This is a genomic window from Scleromatobacter humisilvae (genome assembly GCF_023231945.1).
In the GTDB taxonomy this organism is placed as follows: Bacteria; Pseudomonadota; Gammaproteobacteria; order Burkholderiales; family Burkholderiaceae_C; genus Scleromatobacter; species Scleromatobacter humisilvae.
In genome coordinates this window covers 1,460,032-1,476,646 of record NZ_JAJLJH010000001.1, presented here as the reverse complement: position 1 = coordinate 1,476,646, position 16,615 = coordinate 1,460,032, and the positions used below count along the sequence as shown (strand labels likewise).

At 71.2% G+C, this 16,615-nt stretch carries 14 protein-coding genes; 10 read left to right on the top strand and 4 right to left on the bottom strand.

Annotated elements, in window-relative coordinates:
• Nucleotides 1-30 precede the first annotated feature (30 nt).
• From LPC04_RS07070 to LPC04_RS07060, 3 genes are read left to right on the top strand one after another with little or no spacing between them, the layout of a single operon-like run.
• A complete protein-coding gene (locus LPC04_RS07070) occupies nucleotides 31-936 on the top strand; it encodes a cation diffusion facilitator family transporter (protein ID WP_275681471.1) in 906 nt (301 codons plus the stop codon).
• Between the two features lie 14 nt (nucleotides 937-950).
• Nucleotides 951-1,394 carry a D-aminoacyl-tRNA deacylase gene (dtd, locus tag LPC04_RS07065; protein WP_275681470.1) on the top strand — a complete coding sequence of 148 codons (444 nt, stop codon included), beginning with the start codon at nucleotides 951-953 and terminating at the stop codon, nucleotides 1,392-1,394.
• Nucleotides 1,395-1,402: 8 nt separating this feature from the next.
• A complete protein-coding gene (locus LPC04_RS07060; protein ID WP_275681469.1) occupies nucleotides 1,403-1,771 on the top strand; it encodes a cupin domain-containing protein in 369 nt (122 codons plus the stop codon).
• Here the strand turns inward: LPC04_RS07060 and LPC04_RS07055 are convergent.
• On the bottom strand, nucleotides 1,768-2,076 hold the full coding sequence (locus LPC04_RS07055) for a hypothetical protein (protein WP_275681468.1): 309 nt from the start codon (nucleotides 2,074-2,076) through the stop codon (nucleotides 1,768-1,770). The two genes, LPC04_RS07060 and LPC04_RS07055, sit on opposite strands and share 4 nt — an antisense overlap.
• Nucleotides 2,077-2,299: 223 nt before the next feature.
• Between LPC04_RS07055 and LPC04_RS07050 the strand changes: the two genes are divergently transcribed.
• The 3 genes from LPC04_RS07050 to LPC04_RS07040 all read left to right on the top strand — a co-directional run bounded on the left by LPC04_RS07050 (nucleotide 2,300) and on the right by LPC04_RS07040 (nucleotide 11,029).
• Entirely contained in the window at nucleotides 2,300-5,512 is a 3,213-nt protein-coding gene (locus LPC04_RS07050; protein WP_275681467.1) for an ATP-binding protein, read from the top strand.
• Nucleotides 5,509-8,961, top strand: a complete 3,453-nt coding sequence (locus tag LPC04_RS07045) for an ATP-binding protein (RefSeq protein WP_275681466.1) — start codon at nucleotides 5,509-5,511, stop codon at nucleotides 8,959-8,961. The genes LPC04_RS07050 and LPC04_RS07045 overlap by 4 nt, the downstream gene beginning before the upstream one ends.
• Nucleotides 8,962-9,121: 160 nt before the next feature.
• A complete protein-coding gene (locus tag LPC04_RS07040; protein WP_275681465.1) occupies nucleotides 9,122-11,029 on the top strand; it encodes an EAL domain-containing response regulator in 1,908 nt (635 codons plus the stop codon).
• On the opposite strand, the gene LPC04_RS07035 is transcribed toward LPC04_RS07040, so the two are convergent.
• Together LPC04_RS07035 and LPC04_RS07030 are read right to left on the bottom strand one after the other, a co-directional pair.
• Nucleotides 11,026-11,811, bottom strand: a complete 786-nt coding sequence (locus tag LPC04_RS07035) for a PA3715 family protein (protein WP_275681464.1) — start codon at nucleotides 11,809-11,811, stop codon at nucleotides 11,026-11,028. The two genes, LPC04_RS07040 and LPC04_RS07035, sit on opposite strands and share 4 nt — an antisense overlap.
• A gap of 18 nt (nucleotides 11,812-11,829) precedes the next feature.
• Nucleotides 11,830-12,723 (bottom strand): 5'-nucleotidase, encoded by an 894-nt coding sequence (locus LPC04_RS07030; protein WP_275681463.1) that lies wholly within the window; start codon nucleotides 12,721-12,723, stop codon nucleotides 11,830-11,832.
• A gap of 142 nt (nucleotides 12,724-12,865) precedes the next feature.
• Here LPC04_RS07030 and LPC04_RS07025 point away from each other — a divergent pair, with 142 nt between their 5' ends.
• Together LPC04_RS07025 and LPC04_RS07020 are read left to right on the top strand one after the other, a co-directional pair.
• Nucleotides 12,866-13,471: a hypothetical protein gene (locus LPC04_RS07025; protein ID WP_275681462.1), complete on the top strand. Its 606-nt coding sequence runs from the start codon at nucleotides 12,866-12,868 to the stop codon at nucleotides 13,469-13,471.
• Nucleotides 13,461-13,763, top strand: coding sequence for a hypothetical protein (locus tag LPC04_RS07020; RefSeq protein ID WP_275681461.1), 303 nt, complete (start codon nucleotides 13,461-13,463; stop codon nucleotides 13,761-13,763). Before LPC04_RS07025 ends, LPC04_RS07020 begins: the two co-directional genes overlap by 11 nt.
• Nucleotides 13,764-13,771: 8 nt before the next feature.
• Here LPC04_RS07020 and LPC04_RS07015 read toward each other — a convergent pair whose 3' ends face one another.
• Nucleotides 13,772-14,713: an AAA family ATPase gene (locus LPC04_RS07015; RefSeq protein ID WP_275681934.1), complete on the bottom strand. Its 942-nt coding sequence runs from the start codon at nucleotides 14,711-14,713 to the stop codon at nucleotides 13,772-13,774.
• 473 nt (nucleotides 14,714-15,186) lie between these two features.
• Between LPC04_RS07015 and LPC04_RS07010 the strand changes: the two genes are divergently transcribed.
• Together LPC04_RS07010 and LPC04_RS07005 are read left to right on the top strand one after the other, a co-directional pair.
• Entirely contained in the window at nucleotides 15,187-15,825 is a 639-nt protein-coding gene (locus LPC04_RS07010; protein ID WP_275681460.1) for a sigma-70 family RNA polymerase sigma factor, read from the top strand.
• Nucleotides 15,822-16,487 (top strand): anti-sigma factor, encoded by a 666-nt coding sequence (locus LPC04_RS07005; protein ID WP_275681459.1) that lies wholly within the window; start codon nucleotides 15,822-15,824, stop codon nucleotides 16,485-16,487. The genes LPC04_RS07010 and LPC04_RS07005 overlap by 4 nt, the downstream gene beginning before the upstream one ends.
• Nucleotides 16,488-16,615 lie beyond the last annotated feature (128 nt).

The window sequence follows — 16,615 nt, the reverse complement described above, 5'->3', positions numbered from 1 at the left end:
CGGTCGCGGGCGACCGGCGACAATGCGTCCATGCAAGTCAGCTCGTACCTCAAGGTCTCGGCGGTCGTCGCGGTGGCGACGATCGCGTTGAAGGCGGGCGCCTGGTACGTCAGTGGCTCGGTGAGCCTGTTGTCCGACGCGATCGAAGGGCTCGTGAACCTGGCCGGCGCGGTGTTCGCGCTGATGATGGTGTCGTGGGCCGCGCAGCCGCCCGACGAAGGCCATCCGTACGGGCATCACAAGGCCGAGTACTTTTCGAGCGGCTTCGAGGGCGTGCTGATCGTCGCGGCGGCCATCGCCATCGTCGGCGCGGCCGGCGAGCGGCTGTTCCATCCGGCGCAGGTGCAGGCGATCGGCCTGGGCATCGCGCTGTCGCTGGCGTCGACCGCGCTCAACGGCGGGCTCGCGTTCGCGATGCTGCGCAAGGCCGCGCAGGAGCGCTCGATCGCGCTGGAGGCCGACGCCAAGCACCTGATCACCGACGTGTGGACGTCCGTCGGCGTCGTCGTCGGCCTGGTCGGCGTGCACTTCACCGGCTGGCTGTGGCTCGACCCGGTGGTGGCCGTGTGCGTGGCGGGCAACATCGTGCGCGAGGGCGTGTCGCTGGTCTGGCGCTCGGCCGACGGGCTGATGGACATGGCCGTCGAGCCCGAGGTGCGCGCGCAGATCGACCGCACGCTGGACGTGTTCAAGACGCAGCCGATCCGTTTCGACCATGTCGTCACGCGGCGCGCCGGCCAGCGCCGCTTCGTCGACCTGCACATGCACGTGCCGTCCGCCTGGACGCTGGGCCGCGCCGCGGCGCTGCGCGCGGACGTCGAGCGCGCGCTGATGCGCGACGTCGCCGGCCTGCGCACGACGATCCAGCTGCTGCCCAACGACGTCGAGGCCTACGTCGACGAGCCCGCCGCGGGCGGCGCGGCGGCGTCTTCCTGAGCGAGCGACTCACGATGCTGTCCGTCATCCAGCGCGTGCGCGAGGCGCGCGTCGACATCGCCGGCGAGACCGTCGGCGCGATCGAGTCCGGGTTGCTGGTGCTGGTCTGCGCCGAGCCGGCCGACACCGACGCACAGGCCGACAAGCTCGTCGCCAAGCTGCTCAAGCTGCGCATCTTTTCCGACGATGCCGGCAAGATGAACCGCAGCGTGCAGGACGTGCCCGGCGCGGGGCTGCTGATCGTCAGCCAGTTCACGCTCGCCGCCGACACGAGCGGCGGCAACCGGCCGAGCTTCACCGGCGCGGCGCCGCCGGAGCAGGGCCGTCGCCTCTACGAGACCGTGCTGCGCCTGGCCGCGGAGCGCCATCCGCGCGTGGCCAGCGGCCGCTTCGGCGCCGACATGCAGGTGCACCTCGTCAACGACGGCCCCGTCACCATTCCCATGACCATCCGCTGAGACTTTCCATGGCTTCCATCGTCAAGTTCGACCCACCCGCCACGCCGCCCGAGATCGATTTCCCGCGCGAGGAGCGCCGCGAGATCGGCGCGCCCGAGCGCCGCACCTGGGTGCTGTACGAGAGCGCGCCGGCCGGGCTCGTCGCCGGCATCTGGGAGTGCGAGGTCGGCCGCTGGCGCATCCAGATGGATCCGACCGAGCACGAATACATGGTGGTGCTGGCCGGCCGTTGCCGCCTGCACGCGACCGACGGCACGTTCACCGAGGCGGGCGCGGGCGAGGCGCTGGTGATCCCGGCCGGCTTCGCGGGGTCGTTCGAAGTGCTGGAGACGCTGCGCAAGCACTTCGTGATCGTCGTCGGGCCGGCGGCGAACTAGTCGGCGTCGCGGCCTTCGTTCCAGCGCGACACGCGCCGTTTCACGTCGTCGATGAAGCGCCTCAGCCGGGCGTGATCGTTGGCATCCGTGTGCTCCCAGTCGGGCGAGCGCGAGGGCTTCTTCGCGACGTCCAGCTTCAGCAGTGCGCCCTCCACGCGGGCCTTGACCACCGGCTGGCCGTTCAGCTCGAAGGCGCCGTTGAGCTCGGCGAGCTTGAGGTCGCGCAGCGCGCGCGCGAGCGTGGCGCGGGCGGTGGACGGGTCGAAGGGCGGCGGGGCGAAGAAGTCGGAGGGATCGTCGGACATGGCGGCTCTCGTGAGGCGATGGCGGCAAGGTAGCAGATTCGCGGCACGCCATCTCGCGGCGCGTGAGGCGCCGAAGTGGCGATAAACCGCAAGTCCGCGCGCCACGGCATTTCGCGACTCATCCGCAACGCAGCCGGACGCTATCATCCGCCGCGAAGGCATTCCTGCCTCGTTCCCCGGGAGGAGACACGCGGTGCTGCGGTTGCCGGTTCGACGTCACCTGTTGCTCACGATCAGTCTCGCCTGGGCGATCGGCGCGGTCGCGCGACTGGGGCTGTGGCTGTCCATCGTGCCCGGCCCGGTGGCCGCGAACTGGCTGGCCGCGAACTGGCTGGCCGCCGGCCTGGCGCTGGCCGCGCTGATGGTGTTCGGCCGGCGCGCGCTCGCGGGCCTGGCGATCGGCCTGCTCGCCGCCAACTGGCTGCAGGGCGTGGGCTCGTTCGGCGCCTTCGATGCGGCGGCGGCGCGTGTCGCGATCCTGGTCACGCTGGGCGAGCTGGCGCAAGCCCTGCTCGCGGCGTGGGCGTTGCGGTCGCTGCCGCGCGAGCTGCCGCGCAACCCTGTTCGGCAGACGCTGCGCTACGCGTTGACCGTCGCGCTGTGCGGTCTCGTCGCGGCCAGCGTCGGGTCGTTCGCGTGGCTGGGCCTGGCCGTCGCGCCGCACGCGGAGCCGCTGTTCGGCTGGGTCGCCGGCTGGCTGGGCGACGTCGCCGGCATGCTGGTGGTCACGCCCGTCCTGCTGCTGCTGTTCCACCCGCGCCTGCGCACCGACCGCCTGACCGTGCAGCCGTTCCCGCTGATCTGCCTGGGCCTGGGCCTGACGGCGTTCTGCACCTTCGCGGTGGGCTTGAGCGTGCGCGACGCGCAGACCGAGCGCTTCAAGGCCGACGCGGGCCGGCTCGCGATGACGTTGCAGACGCACGTCGAGCTGACGGCGCGCGACCTCGAGACGCTGCAGCACTACTTCTACAAGATCGACGTGGGCCCCGACGAGTTCCGAAGCGTCTCCACGCCGCTGCTGGCGCGCAGTCCGTGGCAGTCGACGTTCGCGTGGCTGCCGCGCGTGACGATCGCGCTGCGCGAGGCCTTCGAGAGTTCGCCCAGCGGACTGGACGGCACGTCGATCCGCGAGATCGATCCGCAGGGCAGCGTGGTGCGCGCCGGCTTGCGCAGCGATTACTTTCCGGTCGCCTGGACCGATCCCGCGGCCGGCCGCGAGGCCTTGATCGGCCTCGACGATTCGCACGACGCGCAGCGCGGCACCGCGTTGGCGCGCGCCGTCGCCGGGCATGCGATGTCGTCGACGCCGCCGTTGTCGACCGTCGCCAACAGCCCCGAGGGCAAGCTGGTGCAGACGCTCTACGCCCCGGTCGACAACGAGGCGGTCTCCAGGCTGTGGCCGAGCGACCCCGGCCATGTGCGCGGGATGGTCGCGGCCACGCTCGATCTCGCCGCGCTGCTCGAGGCCTCGGTGGCGCAGATGGGCACGCACGACGAGACCTTGCTGCTGTTCGATCCCGACGCGCCGCGCAGCGCCGCGCTGCTCTGGAGCGCCGGCCGGCCACTGCGCATCATCGAGCCCGCGCAGCGCGACGACCTGACCGACCGCATCGACGCCGGCGTGTCGGTGCGCCACGAGATCCGCGTGGCCGATCGCCGCTGGACGATGCTGGCGCGCCCGGCGTGGGCCGACGCGATGCCGCGGCCGGGCTGGCTGCAGGCGTCAGTGCTGGCCAGCGGGCTCGCCTTCACGGCGCTGCTGACCGCGCTGCTCGCGGCGCGGCGCCGCCGCGACGAGCTGTTGCAGGACGCGCGCGAGCAGCTCGAGGTCCAGGTCGAGGCACGCACGCACGACCTGGGCGAGACCAACGCGCGCCTGCGCGACGAGATCGAAGGCCATCGCCGCACCGAGGCACTGCTGCAGGACGCGCGCCAGAGCGCCGAGGCCGCCAGCCGCGCGAAGTCGCAGTTCCTCGCCAACATGAGCCACGAGATCCGCACGCCGCTCAACGCCGTGCTGGGCTACACGCAGCTGCTGATCAAGGACCGCCGCCAGGTCCCCGACGCGCGCGACCGGCTGCGCGTGATCTACGCCGCCGGCCAGCGGCTGCTGGGCCTGATCAACGACGTGCTGGACCTGGCCAAGATCGAGGCCGGCGCGCTGCAGGTGCACCTGGCGCCGATCGACCTGCGGCGCGAGCTGGGCGAGGTCTTCTCGATGTTCGAGCCGCGCGCCCAGGCCAAGGGCCTCGCGCTGCGGCTGGACATCGATCTCGACGACGAGTGCGGCCTGGTCACCGACCGCGCGAAGTTCGGCCAGGTGGTGCTGAACCTGCTGGGCAACGCGCTGAAGTTCACCGACACGGGCCACATCGCGCTGCGCGCCTGGCGCGCCGGCGGCGACACGCTCGTCGAGGTCGAGGACAGCGGCCCCGGCATGGACGCCGACGAGATGGCCGGCATCTTCACGGCGTTCCGCCAGGGCGCGGCCGGCCTCGACAAGGGCGGCACGGGGCTCGGGCTGAACCTGTCGCGCCACATCGCGCAGGCGCTCGGCGGCGAACTGACGGTCGCCAGCGAGAAGGGCCGCGGCACGACGGTGCGGCTGCGGCTGCCGATGGCGCAGGTCGATCGCGCGGGCGTGGCGGCGCCCGCCTTGGTCGGCGGCCAGCGCCTCGCGCCGGGCAGCTCGCTGCGCGTGCTGGTGGTCGAGGACGATCCGCACAGCCGCGACGTCCTCGTGACGCTGCTGCGCCAGACGGGCTGCGAGGTCGAGGCGGCCGTCGACGGCGAGGCCGGCCTGGCCGCGTGCCGGGCGCGGCCCGACGATGCGCCGTTCGACATCGTCTTCAGCGACATCCGCATGCCGCGCCTGGACGGCCTGCAGATGCTGCAGGCGCTGCGCGCGGATCCGCGCACGCGCGGGCTGGCGCTGGTCGCGGTGTCCGCATCCAGCCTCGAGCACGAGCGGCGCTACTACGTCGAGCGCGGCTTCCAGGACTTCGTCGGCAAGCCCTACGAATTCGCCGCGATCCACGAGATGCTGGTGCTGCATGCCGGCGCGCGGCTGGTGGCCGCGCCGGACGATGCCCACGGGGTCGACGTCGATCCGGCCGCCGCGGTCGAGGCCTGCGACCGCCTGCAGCGCGACGCGTTGGCGGCGGCGGGCGCGGTGCGCCGCAGCGTGCTGCGTGCCCAGCTCGCGAGCCTGGCCGACGGCGCCGCCACCGGTTCGATGAGGCAGGTGCGCGAGCGGCTCGCGACGCTGGCCGCCGCACCGCCGCCATCGCTGCCCGAGGGCCTGCTGGCGCAGCTCGAAGCCGACCTGCGCCAGTACGATTTCACGACCCTGGAGGCTCGCGTGCGCGACGCGCTTGCCGCCGACGCCGCGTCCGACGACGATGACGGGCATGCGTTCAAGGGTGTGACCCCATGACGGAGCAGACGTCCGCCGCGACGCCCGATTCGTCGATCCCGCCGTTCGTGCCTGCCGAGGCCGCCGGCGACGTGCGCGCCGTGCTGCGCACGCCGTGGGCGCGCCGCTGGGCGCTGATCGTGATGCTGCTGATGCTCGCGTGGACGGCCGCGGCGTGGGAGCTGAACGCTCGTCACTATCGGCAGCGGCTCGACGGCATCGTCCAGTCCGCCAGCACGCAGGCGCTCGCGAGCGAGGTGCTCGTCGAGGACGGCCTGCGCCAGGGGCTCGCGCAACTGGACGGCGTCGCCCACGTGCTCGCGCGGCTGCCCGCCGTCCGCCGCGGGGTCGTCGCGGCCGGACCGGGCGCGTCGCTGGTCGACGACCCCGTGCCCGCGCTGCGCGGCACGCTCAGGGCACAGCCCGAACTCGCCGCCGTCAACGACTTCCTCGCCGCGTCCTACCAGGATCTCGGCGCCGACCTGATCTACCTGCTCGACGACGCCGGCAACTGCGTCGCGTCCAGCGATGCCGGCAGCGCGGACAGCGTGATCGGCCAGCACCTGACCGATCCGTCCTTCTTCCGCCAGACACAGCTCGAGCACGGTGCGCGGCTGTTCGCGGTCGGCAAGGCCACGGGCATCCCGGGCATGTACTTCTCGGCCCCGATCTTCGACGGCAACCGCTTCCTCGGCGCGGTGGTCGTCAAGCGCGACACGCTGTCGCTGGCCTCGATGGTCGGCCACCAGGGCGCCTTCGTCGTCGACTCGCTGGGCGTGGTGATCATGTCGCAGAACCCGGGCCTGCTGCTCGAGGCGCTCGACGGCGCGAAGGTGTTCCAGCTGACGCCGCAGGAGCGCGCGGCGCGCTATCGCTCGGACATCCTGCCGAGGCTGCACATCCATCCCTGGGATCCGGTGGACGCGCCGCAGCTGCAGCGCATCGACGAGGACGCGGTACCGCAGGTGCTGGTCAAGCGCCACATGGATCTCGAGAAGCTCGACGTCTACGTGGCGCAGCGCGTGCCCGAGGTGGAGGTGCTGCTGCGCGAGCGCGACTTCAACTTCGCGATGCTGGCGGTCGCCGGCGCGGGTGCGATCGCGCTCGTGGCCGCGGGGCTGGGCGGCTGGCGCTCGCGGCGCAGCGTGCTCGTCGCCATCGAGCGCCTCGGTCACGCCAATCGAAAGCTCTCGGTGGAGGTCGCCGAGCGCCAGCGCACCGAGGTGCTGCTGCGCGAATCGCGCGAATACCTCGTCGTGCACGAGGCGCGCCTGCGCGCGCTGCTGCGCAGCCTGCCCGAGCAGGTGTGGATGAAGGATCGCGCCGGCGCGTACCTGGCCGTCAACGTGGAGTTCGAGCGCTTCCAGGGCACGCGCGAGGCGGACGTCCTGGGCAAGTCCGACCACGACATGGGCTGGAAGCGGGCCGCGTACTACGCCGAGCAGGACCAGGCCACGCTGGCGGCTGCCGAACCCCTGGTGTTCCACGAGACCGAGCACTCGGCCGAGGGCGGCGGCACGCGCCAGCTCGAAGTCACGAAGACGGCCGTGCGCGACGATCGCGGCGAGGTCATCGGCGTCGTCGGCATCGCGCGTGACATGACGGAGATCCAGGCCGCCAACCTCGCGCTCAAGAGCAGCGAGGCGCGTTTCCGGGCGACGTTCGAGACCGCCGGCGACGCCATCCTGATCATCCGCCACGCGGTGGTCATCGACTGCAATCGACGCGCCGCCGAGCTGCTCGGCGCCGAGGGCCGCGGCGGGTTGCTGGGGCGCTCGATGGCGCTGTTCGCGCCCGGGACGCAGCCGGACGGCGAGTCGTCCACGCGCATGGCGGGCGTGCACCTGGCCGACATCAAGCGCGGCGGCATGAAGACGTTCGAGTGGCGCTGCCGCCGCCTCGACGGCAGCGAGTTCGACGCCGAGATCACCATCAGCCTGTTCCAGCACAACGGCCACAAGCTGCTGCAGGCGGTGCTGCGCGACGTCAGCGAGCGCCGGCGCATGATCGCGGCGCTCGAGGCCGCGAAGGAGGACGCCGAGCGCGCCAACCGCAGCAAGAGCGTGTTCCTCGCCAACATGAGCCACGAGATCCGCACGCCGCTCAACGCGGTGCTGGGCTTCACGCAGCTGCTGATGGCCGATCGCAAGCTGCCGGACGAGACGCAATCGCGCCTGCGCGTCATCCACGGCGCCGGCAATCGGCTGCTGGGGCTGATCAACGACGTGCTGGACCTGGCCAAGATCGAGTCGGGCAGCCTGCAGGTGCTCTCCGCGCCGTTCGACCTGATGCAGGAGCTGCGCGACGTCGACGCGCTGTACGGCACCCATGCCCGCGCCAAGGGACTCACGCTGCAGAGCGAGCTGTCGCTGTCGGTGCCCACGGTGGTCGAGGGCGATCGCAACAAGCTGGGGCAGATCGTCAGCAACCTGCTGGGCAACGCGCTGAAGTTCACCGAGCGCGGCCACATCGGCCTGCACGTGTGGCGCGACAGCGAACATGCGGATCGCGTCTGGTTCGAGGTGCACGACACCGGCCCGGGTATCGCCGACGCTGACCTGGCCGACCTGTTCGTGCCGTTCCGCCAGGGCGCGGCAGGCCAGGAAAAAGGCGGCACCGGGCTCGGGCTGGGGCTGTCGCGCGACCTGGCGCGCGCGATGGGCGGCGAGCTGACGGTCTCCAGCACGCCCGGCCACGGCACGCAGGTGCGCTTCTGGCTGCCGCTGCCGACCAGCCGCCTGTCGGCGTCCGGCGCGCCGGTGGGCGCGGGCGCGCAGGTGCTCGATCCGGCGACGCCGTGCACGGTGCTGGTCATCGAGGACGACCCCGACAGCCGCGACGTGCTGGTCAACCTGCTGCGCGAGGTGGGCTGCACGGTGATGCAGGCGTTCGACGGCATCGAGGGCCTGGCGCGCTGCCGCTCCGAGCGCTTCGACATCGTGTTCAGCGACATCCGCATGCCCCACATGGACGGCGTCGAGCTGATCGAGCGGCTGCGCGCCGATCCGTTCACCGCGGCGCTGCCGGTGGTGGCGGTCTCGGCGTCCAGCCTGGAGCACGAGCGCCGCTTCTACATCGGCAAGGGCTTCCAGGACTTCATCGGCAAGCCGTACCCGTTCCAGCAGGTCTACCGAGCGCTTGTCGACTACGCCGGCGTGCGGCTGCGCTTGGTCGAGGTGCCGACTGAAGCGACGGAGGCCGGCCAGCCACTGACGCCGCTCGCGGCCGGCGCGGCGCGGCGCGTGCGCGAGCAATTGCGCGCACTCGCGACGGCGGCGGCCAGCGGGCAGCTCGGCGCGGTGGCGCGTCTGATGGAAGCGCTTGCGCCCGAGGACATCGGCAGCGAGCGCTGGCGCGCGTTCGACGAGGCGGCCCAGGCGTACGACTTCCAGTTGCTCGAGGAACGCGTCGCCGCGGTGATCGCGCAGCTCGATGCGACGCCCGCCGCGGCGCCGGCTGCACCAGGTTGAGGCGCCGTCGATACACGTTCGCGCGGGAGCGCGCCAGGCGTGCGCCATTGCACGAATCTGCGTACAAATCGACCGGAACGGTCCACTTGCATGTGATTACACTGGGGACAACGCAAGGTGCAGTCCCGGGCCCGTCCCGGACAACGCGGGGGTATGGGTGGTGACCGCAAGAGTCTCGAAGATCCTGATCGTCGACGATACGCCGCACAACATCGACGTGCTGAGCGCCACGCTGAACGACGAGCAGTGCGAGTTGATGGCCGCCACCTCCGGCACGCGCGCGCTCGAACTGGCCACCCGCGGCCGCCCCGACCTGGTGCTGCTGGACGTCATGATGCCGGGCATGGACGGCTTCGAGGTGTGCCGCCGGCTGAAGGCCGACCCGGCCACCGCCGACATCCCCGTCGTCTTCGTCACCGCGCGCACCGACGATGTCAGCCAGGGCTTCGCGGTCGGCGGCAGCGACTACATCTCCAAGCCGATCAATGCCGACGAGGTGCGCGCGCGCGTTCGCTACCAGCTTGAGCGCCGCAACCTGCTCGAACAGCTGCGCGAGCTCAATCACAGCCTCGAGGAGAAAGTGCGCGAGCGCACCGCCGAGCTCACGATCGCCAACCGCCACCTGCGCCAGGAGATCAACGAGCGGCGCTACATGCAGGATCGCCTGAACTACCTCGCGACGCATGACTTCGTCACGCGCCTGTACAACCGCGGCGCGCTCGATGCGCACGTGTCCGAGCTGTTGGCGCGCGTCCAGCGCGCCGAGTGCGACGCTGTCTTCCTGCTGATCGACATCGACCAGTTCCGCCTCGTCAACGAGACCTGCGGCTGCATCGCCGGCGACGAGCTGCTGCGCCAGTTCGCCGACGTCGTGGCCGGCCTGCTGGAGCGCACCGACTTCTTCGCGCGCCTGGGCGGCGACAAGTTCGGCGTCGTCGTCGAGGACGCCGGCCCCGACGGCGGCCCGGCACTGGCGCGGCGCGTCCTCGACCAGCTCGCCGACTTCGAGTTCCACTGGGAGGAGCGCAGCTTCAAGATGGCGGCGTCGGTGGCGGTGGTGCGCATCGCGCGCGACATCGTCTCGTTCGACCAACTGATGCTCATCGCCGACGAGGCCGCCTACCTCGCCAAGCGCGAAGGCCGCGGCACGATCCGCGTGCACGACTCGTCGCTGCTGGAAGGCGAAGGCCATCGCGAGTCCGTCAACTGGGCGCTGGTGCTGGTCGACGCGTTGAAGCGCAACGAGTTCCGCGCCTGGTTCCAGCGCCTGACGCCGCTCGCCGCGGCCGCCGACGGCCGGCCGCACGGCCTGCACATCGAGACGCTGATCCGCCTGTGGGACCCGCGCCGCCAGAAGCTGGTGCTGCCCGGCATGTTCATCGCGCCGGCCGAGCGCTACCACTTGATCGGCGAGCTCGATCGCTGGATGATCCGCGAGGTCGTGCGGCTGCTGGGCAGCATGCCCGACGCCCACGACCGCATCGACCAGGTGGCGATCAACCTGTCGGCCGTATCGATCCGCGAGCCGGGCCTGGCACAGTACGTGGCCGAGACGCTGCGCGAATTCGGCGTGCCGGGCCGCATGATGTGCTTCGAGATCACCGAGACCGAGGCCATCGTCAACCTGCAGAGCGCCGGCGAGTTCATGCACACGCTGCACCGCCTGGGCTGCCGCTTCGCGCTCGACGACTTCGGCTCCGGCTTCGCGTCCTTCACCTACATGCGCCAGCTGCCCTTCGACACGATCAAGATCGACGGCATGTTCGTGCGCGACATGGACACCGACCTCGTGCACGGCGGCATGGTGCGCTCGATGACCGAGATGGCGCGCCTGCTGAACAAGCCGGTGGTGGCCGAGTTCGTCGAGACCGAGACGGTGGCCGGGCTGTTGCGCGAGCTGGGCGTCGACTGGGCGCAGGGCTTCCACTATCACGTGCCGGAGCCGCTGACGGCGGACGCGCTGCGGGCGAGCCTGCCTCTGCGGCCGGCTGCGTCGTCCGCCGCAACCGTGATCGAGGCGCCTGTGCCGGGCGCGGAGTCGGCGATGCCTCCGGCGGCGCTGGCTTAGCGGCCCGCGTTCTTCCTGTCCTCCAGCTCCCAAGGAGCGGCGGTCTCGATCGCCCGATAGGACTTGCCGTCGTAGACGTCGGTGATGTGCTCGGTCTCGCGCGTCGACGGCTTGCCGTCGCTGCGTTCGAAGCGCGTCGTCATCAGCAGGTCGTGGCGACCGTGGCTGACGTGCGGGCCGATCGCAAGGCTGACCTGGAATGATTCATGGACCCTTGTCTCCAGGCCTTGGCCCAGGTCGATGATCCAGTGCCCCGACATCGATTGACCCTTGAGCACGGGGCGCAGGCGTCGTCCTTCGCGGACGTAGAGCGTGCGCCTGAGATCGGTTCCGCCATCGGCGGCGTGCGAGACCCGCTCGCTCATGTCGACGCCGAACGCGCGCACGCCGGGCGCCAGCACGTAGGGTGCGGTGTCGATGGCCAGGTCGCCGCCGACGAGCGGGGTGGAAGCATCCGCGACGGCGGTGCCGGTCATCAGCGCCAGCACCTTGCCGGCGTCCTCGTCGACCTCTGCCACGACGTAGCCCTTGAGGTACTCGCTTTCGCGGCCGTCGTTCCACGCCAGCGCGACGAGCGTGACGTGCGGCTGCACCGGATCGCGCTTGCAAGCGGCGTCGTCGACCAGCTCGCCGCTTGCCAGGCCCGCCACGTGCAGATGTTCGCCGATGACCTCGTAGACCGCAGCGGTGCATCCTTGCGCGCGCACGTCGGCCAGCGCGAACAAGGCCAGCGTCGCGGCGAGCAGGCGCAACAGGATGTGGGGCAGGCGGAAGTGGCTCATGTCGATGGCAGCAAGCGATCAGAGGTTCGAGATCCCCGCCGCCACGTGCCCCGACGGCACATGGCTCGCCGCGTTCTCGACATGGCGCGTCTGGTCGTCGAAGAAGAAGTCGGGCTCGAACTCGCGCAGGAACTCGCCCTTGGGCAGGCCGCCCAGGAACATCGCCTCGTCGACCTCGATCTGCCACTCCATCAGCGTGCGGATCGCGCGTTCGTGCGCGGGCGCGCTGCGCGCGGTCACGAGCGCGGTGCGCACCTGCATCGCGTCGGTGGACGAGCGCTGCAGCAGTTGCAGCGCCTGCAGCAGCGGCTTGAACGGGCCGGGCGCCAGCGGCGTCGTCGAGTGCGAGGACTCGTGGGCCTGGAACGCGTCCAGCCCCTCGGCCTGGAAGACGCGCTCGGCCTCGTCGGAGAACAGCACGGCATCGCCGTCGAAGGCGATGCGCACCTCGTTCGGATGCGCGTCCGACGCGCGCGCCGAGTGCGGGAACACGCGCGCGGCCGGCACGCCGGCTTCGAGTGCCGAGCGCACGTCCTCGTCGTTGGTGGACAGGAACAGGTGCGCGCCGAGCGGCTTCAGGTAGCGCCACGGGCTGCGGCCGCGCGTGAACGTGCCGCGCTCGATGGGCAGGCCGTAGTGCTTGGCCGAGCGGAACGCGCGCATGCCCGAGACGGGGTCGTTGCGCGACAGGATCACGACCTCGACGCGTGGCGCCGGATCGCGGAACTGCAGCAGCTTCTTCACGAGCGAGAAGGCGACGCCGGGGCGGGCCGGCACGTCCAGCCGCTCGAGCTGGACCTGCATGTAGGCGCGGTCGTCGTTGCCTTCGAAGACGCGGTTCTCCTCTTCGAAATCGAACAGAGCGCGCGAGGAGATGGCGACGACGAGTCGCCCGTCGAGAGTGGTGGGCATGCGGTCATCATAGGCGGGGCGCTGGCTCACCCGGCGAGCCGATGGCCCGATTTCAGGCCGGTTCGCGCATCCCTTCTTTGAAGCTGCCGATCGCACCGCCCCGGGCGTATGCTGGCCCGCACTCAACGCCAGGGAGAGTGCCATGTCCGCACAACTGAATCCGACTCCGGCACGCGAGCCCAGCGGACGCGCCTGGGTGGCGCGCTTCCCGACCAGCGCCTCGGTGGCCGACTGCGCGCAGCCGTTCCGCGACAACCTCGGCGCCTTCCTCGCCGCGCTCGGCGCGGCCGGGGCGAGCGTCAACATCGCCGCCACGCTGCGGCCGCGGCAGCGGGCCTACCTGATGCACTGGTGCTGGTCCATCGTCAAGCAGAAGACCGATCCACGCTCGATCGCGCCGCTGGACGGCGTGCCCATCGCGTGGGCGCATGTCGACGCCCAGGGCAACTTCGACCCGATCGCGTCGGTCGCGGCGGCCGAGGACATGGTCGAGGCCTACGGCATGCAGGGCCTGAACGTGGCCCCGGCGCTGCAGTCCAACCATATCTCGGGCACCGCGGTGGACATGGCGATCAGCTGGAACGGCAGCCTGACGATCAACAGGCGCGACGGCACCCCGGTGCAGATCGCCAGCCTGCCGCGCAGCGGCATGAACCCCGACCTGAAGACGGTCGGCGCCAGCTACGGCGTCATCAAGTTCGTGGGCGGCGCGAGCGACATGCCGCACTGGTCTGCCGATGGCCATTGACGCCCGCATGCGCGCCGCGCTGTTCGCGGTGCTGGTGTCGCTCGGGGCCTGCGCCACCGATGCGACGCCCGATCTCGCCGCCTTCCTCGAACGCCGTGCGACCTGCGACCACCTGCGCGGCGAGATCCCCGATCCGCCCGACCCGGCGCGCATGCGCGAGATCGAGCAGCAGACGGCGCAGACCTGCGCGGGCACCGACGCCCAGCTCGCCGCGCTGAAGACGCGCTATCGCGACGACCCCGTCGTCTCGAAGCAACTGGCCGAGTTCGAGCCCCGGATCGAAGCGAAGTAGCGCCAGGTTCAGTGCGTGAAGCCCAGCTTCGCGCGCCGCGCGTTGCCCGCCGGCAGGTCGTCGAGCCGGATCGCGTCGGAGCCCGCGAGCCGCGCGTTGCCGAAGCCGGTCATCAGCGCGCGCCGCATCTCGCGCGGCGCGAGTTCGGCCAGGCGATCGAGCACGTCGGCGCGCGGCACCGGGTCGAAGCGCTGGCCCCAGTCGTGGTCGGCGCGGATCTCCGCGTACAGGCGCTGCGCGATCGCGCGCGCGGCGGCATGGTCGGGCGCCTGCACCTGGTAGACGTTCATGCGGTTCAGGATGGGCTCGGGGATCGCGCGTTCGTCGTTGGCCGTCGCCACCCAGATCACCTGGCTGGCGTCGATCGGCACCTCGGCGAATTCGTCGGTGAAGGCCTCGGCGGTGTCGTGCTCCATCAGCGAGTACAGCGCGCCCAGCGGGTCGTACGCGTGCTCGCCGCGCGCCTTGTCGATCTCGTCGACGACCATCACCGGGTTGGCGTACTCGCCGTCCACCAGCGTCTCGAAGACCTTGCCGGGCCGCGCGCCCTTCCACTGGCTGGACGCGCCGCTCAGCACCCAGCCGGCGGTCAGCGAGCTCATCGAGATGAAGCCCATGCCGGTGCCCAGCAGCTCGGCGATCTCGCGCGCGAAGTGCGTCTTGCCGACGCCCGGCGGGCCGAGCAGCAGGATGGGCATGATCTCGAGGGCGTCGCGGCTGTCCTGGCACAGCGCGATCTGGCGCTTGACGTCGTCGAGGGCCTCGTGGAAGTTGGGCAGCTCGTCATACAGGTGATCCATCGCCGGCAGCCCCGCCGGCTTGACCTGGAAGCGGTCGGCCCCCTTTTCGAGCATGCGCTCGTAGGTGCTGCGCAACGTCTCGTGTTCCTGTTGCTGCTGCAGCTTGGCCAGGCGCTGGCTGACGGCGTCGAGCCGGTACAGCGATCGCATGCGCGCGATCGGGATCCGCGGGGCGCGGGCCTCGGTGGACGTGTCGTTGCCTGCAGCCAAGATGACCTCCGACGTGATGACGAGAGCGGTCCAACCCATTGAAGCAAAGCATTGCGCGCCTGACGCGCGGAACAACGGGTTTTGCCGCCCCTTGTTCGCCGTTGAGCAATCGATGTGCCGTCCTGTCGAGCTGGTCGGCGTGATCTGCGTCACGGCGTGCGAGCGGCGATTCACCGGGACGAATCCAGTTGAGCACTCTCCGCGTATTCCCCATGTCGGCGCGCCCATTCGGTGCTCCGAACCGTGCTCTCATGGAACTGCATCGCACACCTCGCGTGAAAAGACCGTTCGTGCCGTTCGCGGACCCGGATGGCGTGCGGCTTGCGGAAACGCTCGCCAACGCGGCACACTCACCCGCGTTGCATTGCCATGCCGAACCAACCAGGACATCCCTTCGTGAAAGTGATCCCGTCATGACCGCCGCCGCCCTGAAAGGCGCCGACGAACTCGAGACCCGCTTGACGGACTGGCTGGCGCGCTGCGCCCTCGGCGACCGCCAGGCCTTTCGCCTGCTGTACGAGGCGACGTCGCCGCGGCTGCTGGGCGTGGTCGCACAGCTGGTGGGCCGCGGCGCGCTCGCGGAAGACCTGCTGCAGGACGTCTACGTGCGCATCTGGAAGGCCGCCGGCCAGTACCGCGCCGGCGCCGGCTCGCCGATGGCCTGGATGGCCGCGACCGCGCGCTATCGCGCCATCGACCACCTGCGCTCGCGCGGCGCGCGTCCCGAGGTCGCCATCGCCGACCTGCCGTCGCACGCCGGCTCGGAAGACGGCGACGACGACCCGACGCACCGCATGCCCGATCCGGGCCCGGGCCCCGCGAAGCGTTTCGAGGCGCGCTCCGAGGCCGAGGCCGTGCAGGGCTGCCTGGGCACGCTGCAGGGCTCGCAGCAGCAGTCGATCTCGCTGGCGTACTACCAGGGCCTGTCGCACGGCGAGATCGCCGCGCACCTCGGTGCGCCGCTCGGCTCCGTCAAGACCTGGGTGCGGCGCGGGCTGATCGCGCTGAAGGCCTGCCTCGAACGCTGCGGCTGGTCGGGGGTGGCGTCGTGAACATCATCCTCGGAGAACTGCCCGACCGCCTCGCCGCCGAATACGTGCTGGGCACGCTGACCGGCGGCGCGCGGCGCCGCTTCGACGCGCTGCTGCCCGCGCATCCGGCGCTGCGCCAGGCCGTGGCCGGTTGGGAGAAGCGCCTGCTGCCGATGGCGTTGAAGGCGGAAGCCGTGCCACCGGCGCCGCGCGTATGGACGTCCATCGAGGACAAGCTCGGCTGGACGCCGCCGGCCAGGGCGTCCTCGCTGCGCGTGCGCTTCTGGCAGTCCTTCGCGGCCGCGGCCAGCGTGGTCGCCGTCGTGCTCGCCACGTCCACGCACCATGGCCCCACCGAGGCGCCGATGATCGTCGTGCTGCACGCCACCAAGGGCAGCGAGACCATCGTCGCCGGCCTGAGCCCGGATCGCCAGCAGATCGCCATCCAGCCGCTGCAGAAGGTCGCGCTGACGCCGGATCAGTCGCTCGAGCTGTGGGCGCTGAAGAAGGACGGCCCGCCCGCCTCGCTGGGCGTGATCGCGGCCGACAAGCTCACCGCCGTCAACAAGCACGCGCTGCCCAAGGACACCAAGGGCCTGGCCGTCTCGCTCGAACCGCTGGGCGGCTCGCCGACCGGCGCGCCGACCGGGCCGGTGCTGTTCGTGGGTGACCTGACCTTGTGAACCGGATCGGCCGTCGCGCGGTCCCCACTTTCGGGGGCTGTTCACGGCGACCGATCTGATGCCCACTTGGCGGATCCGCGCCGTGCTTCGTGCAGCAGGGCGCGGCAACCGCAACGTGCATCCATGAC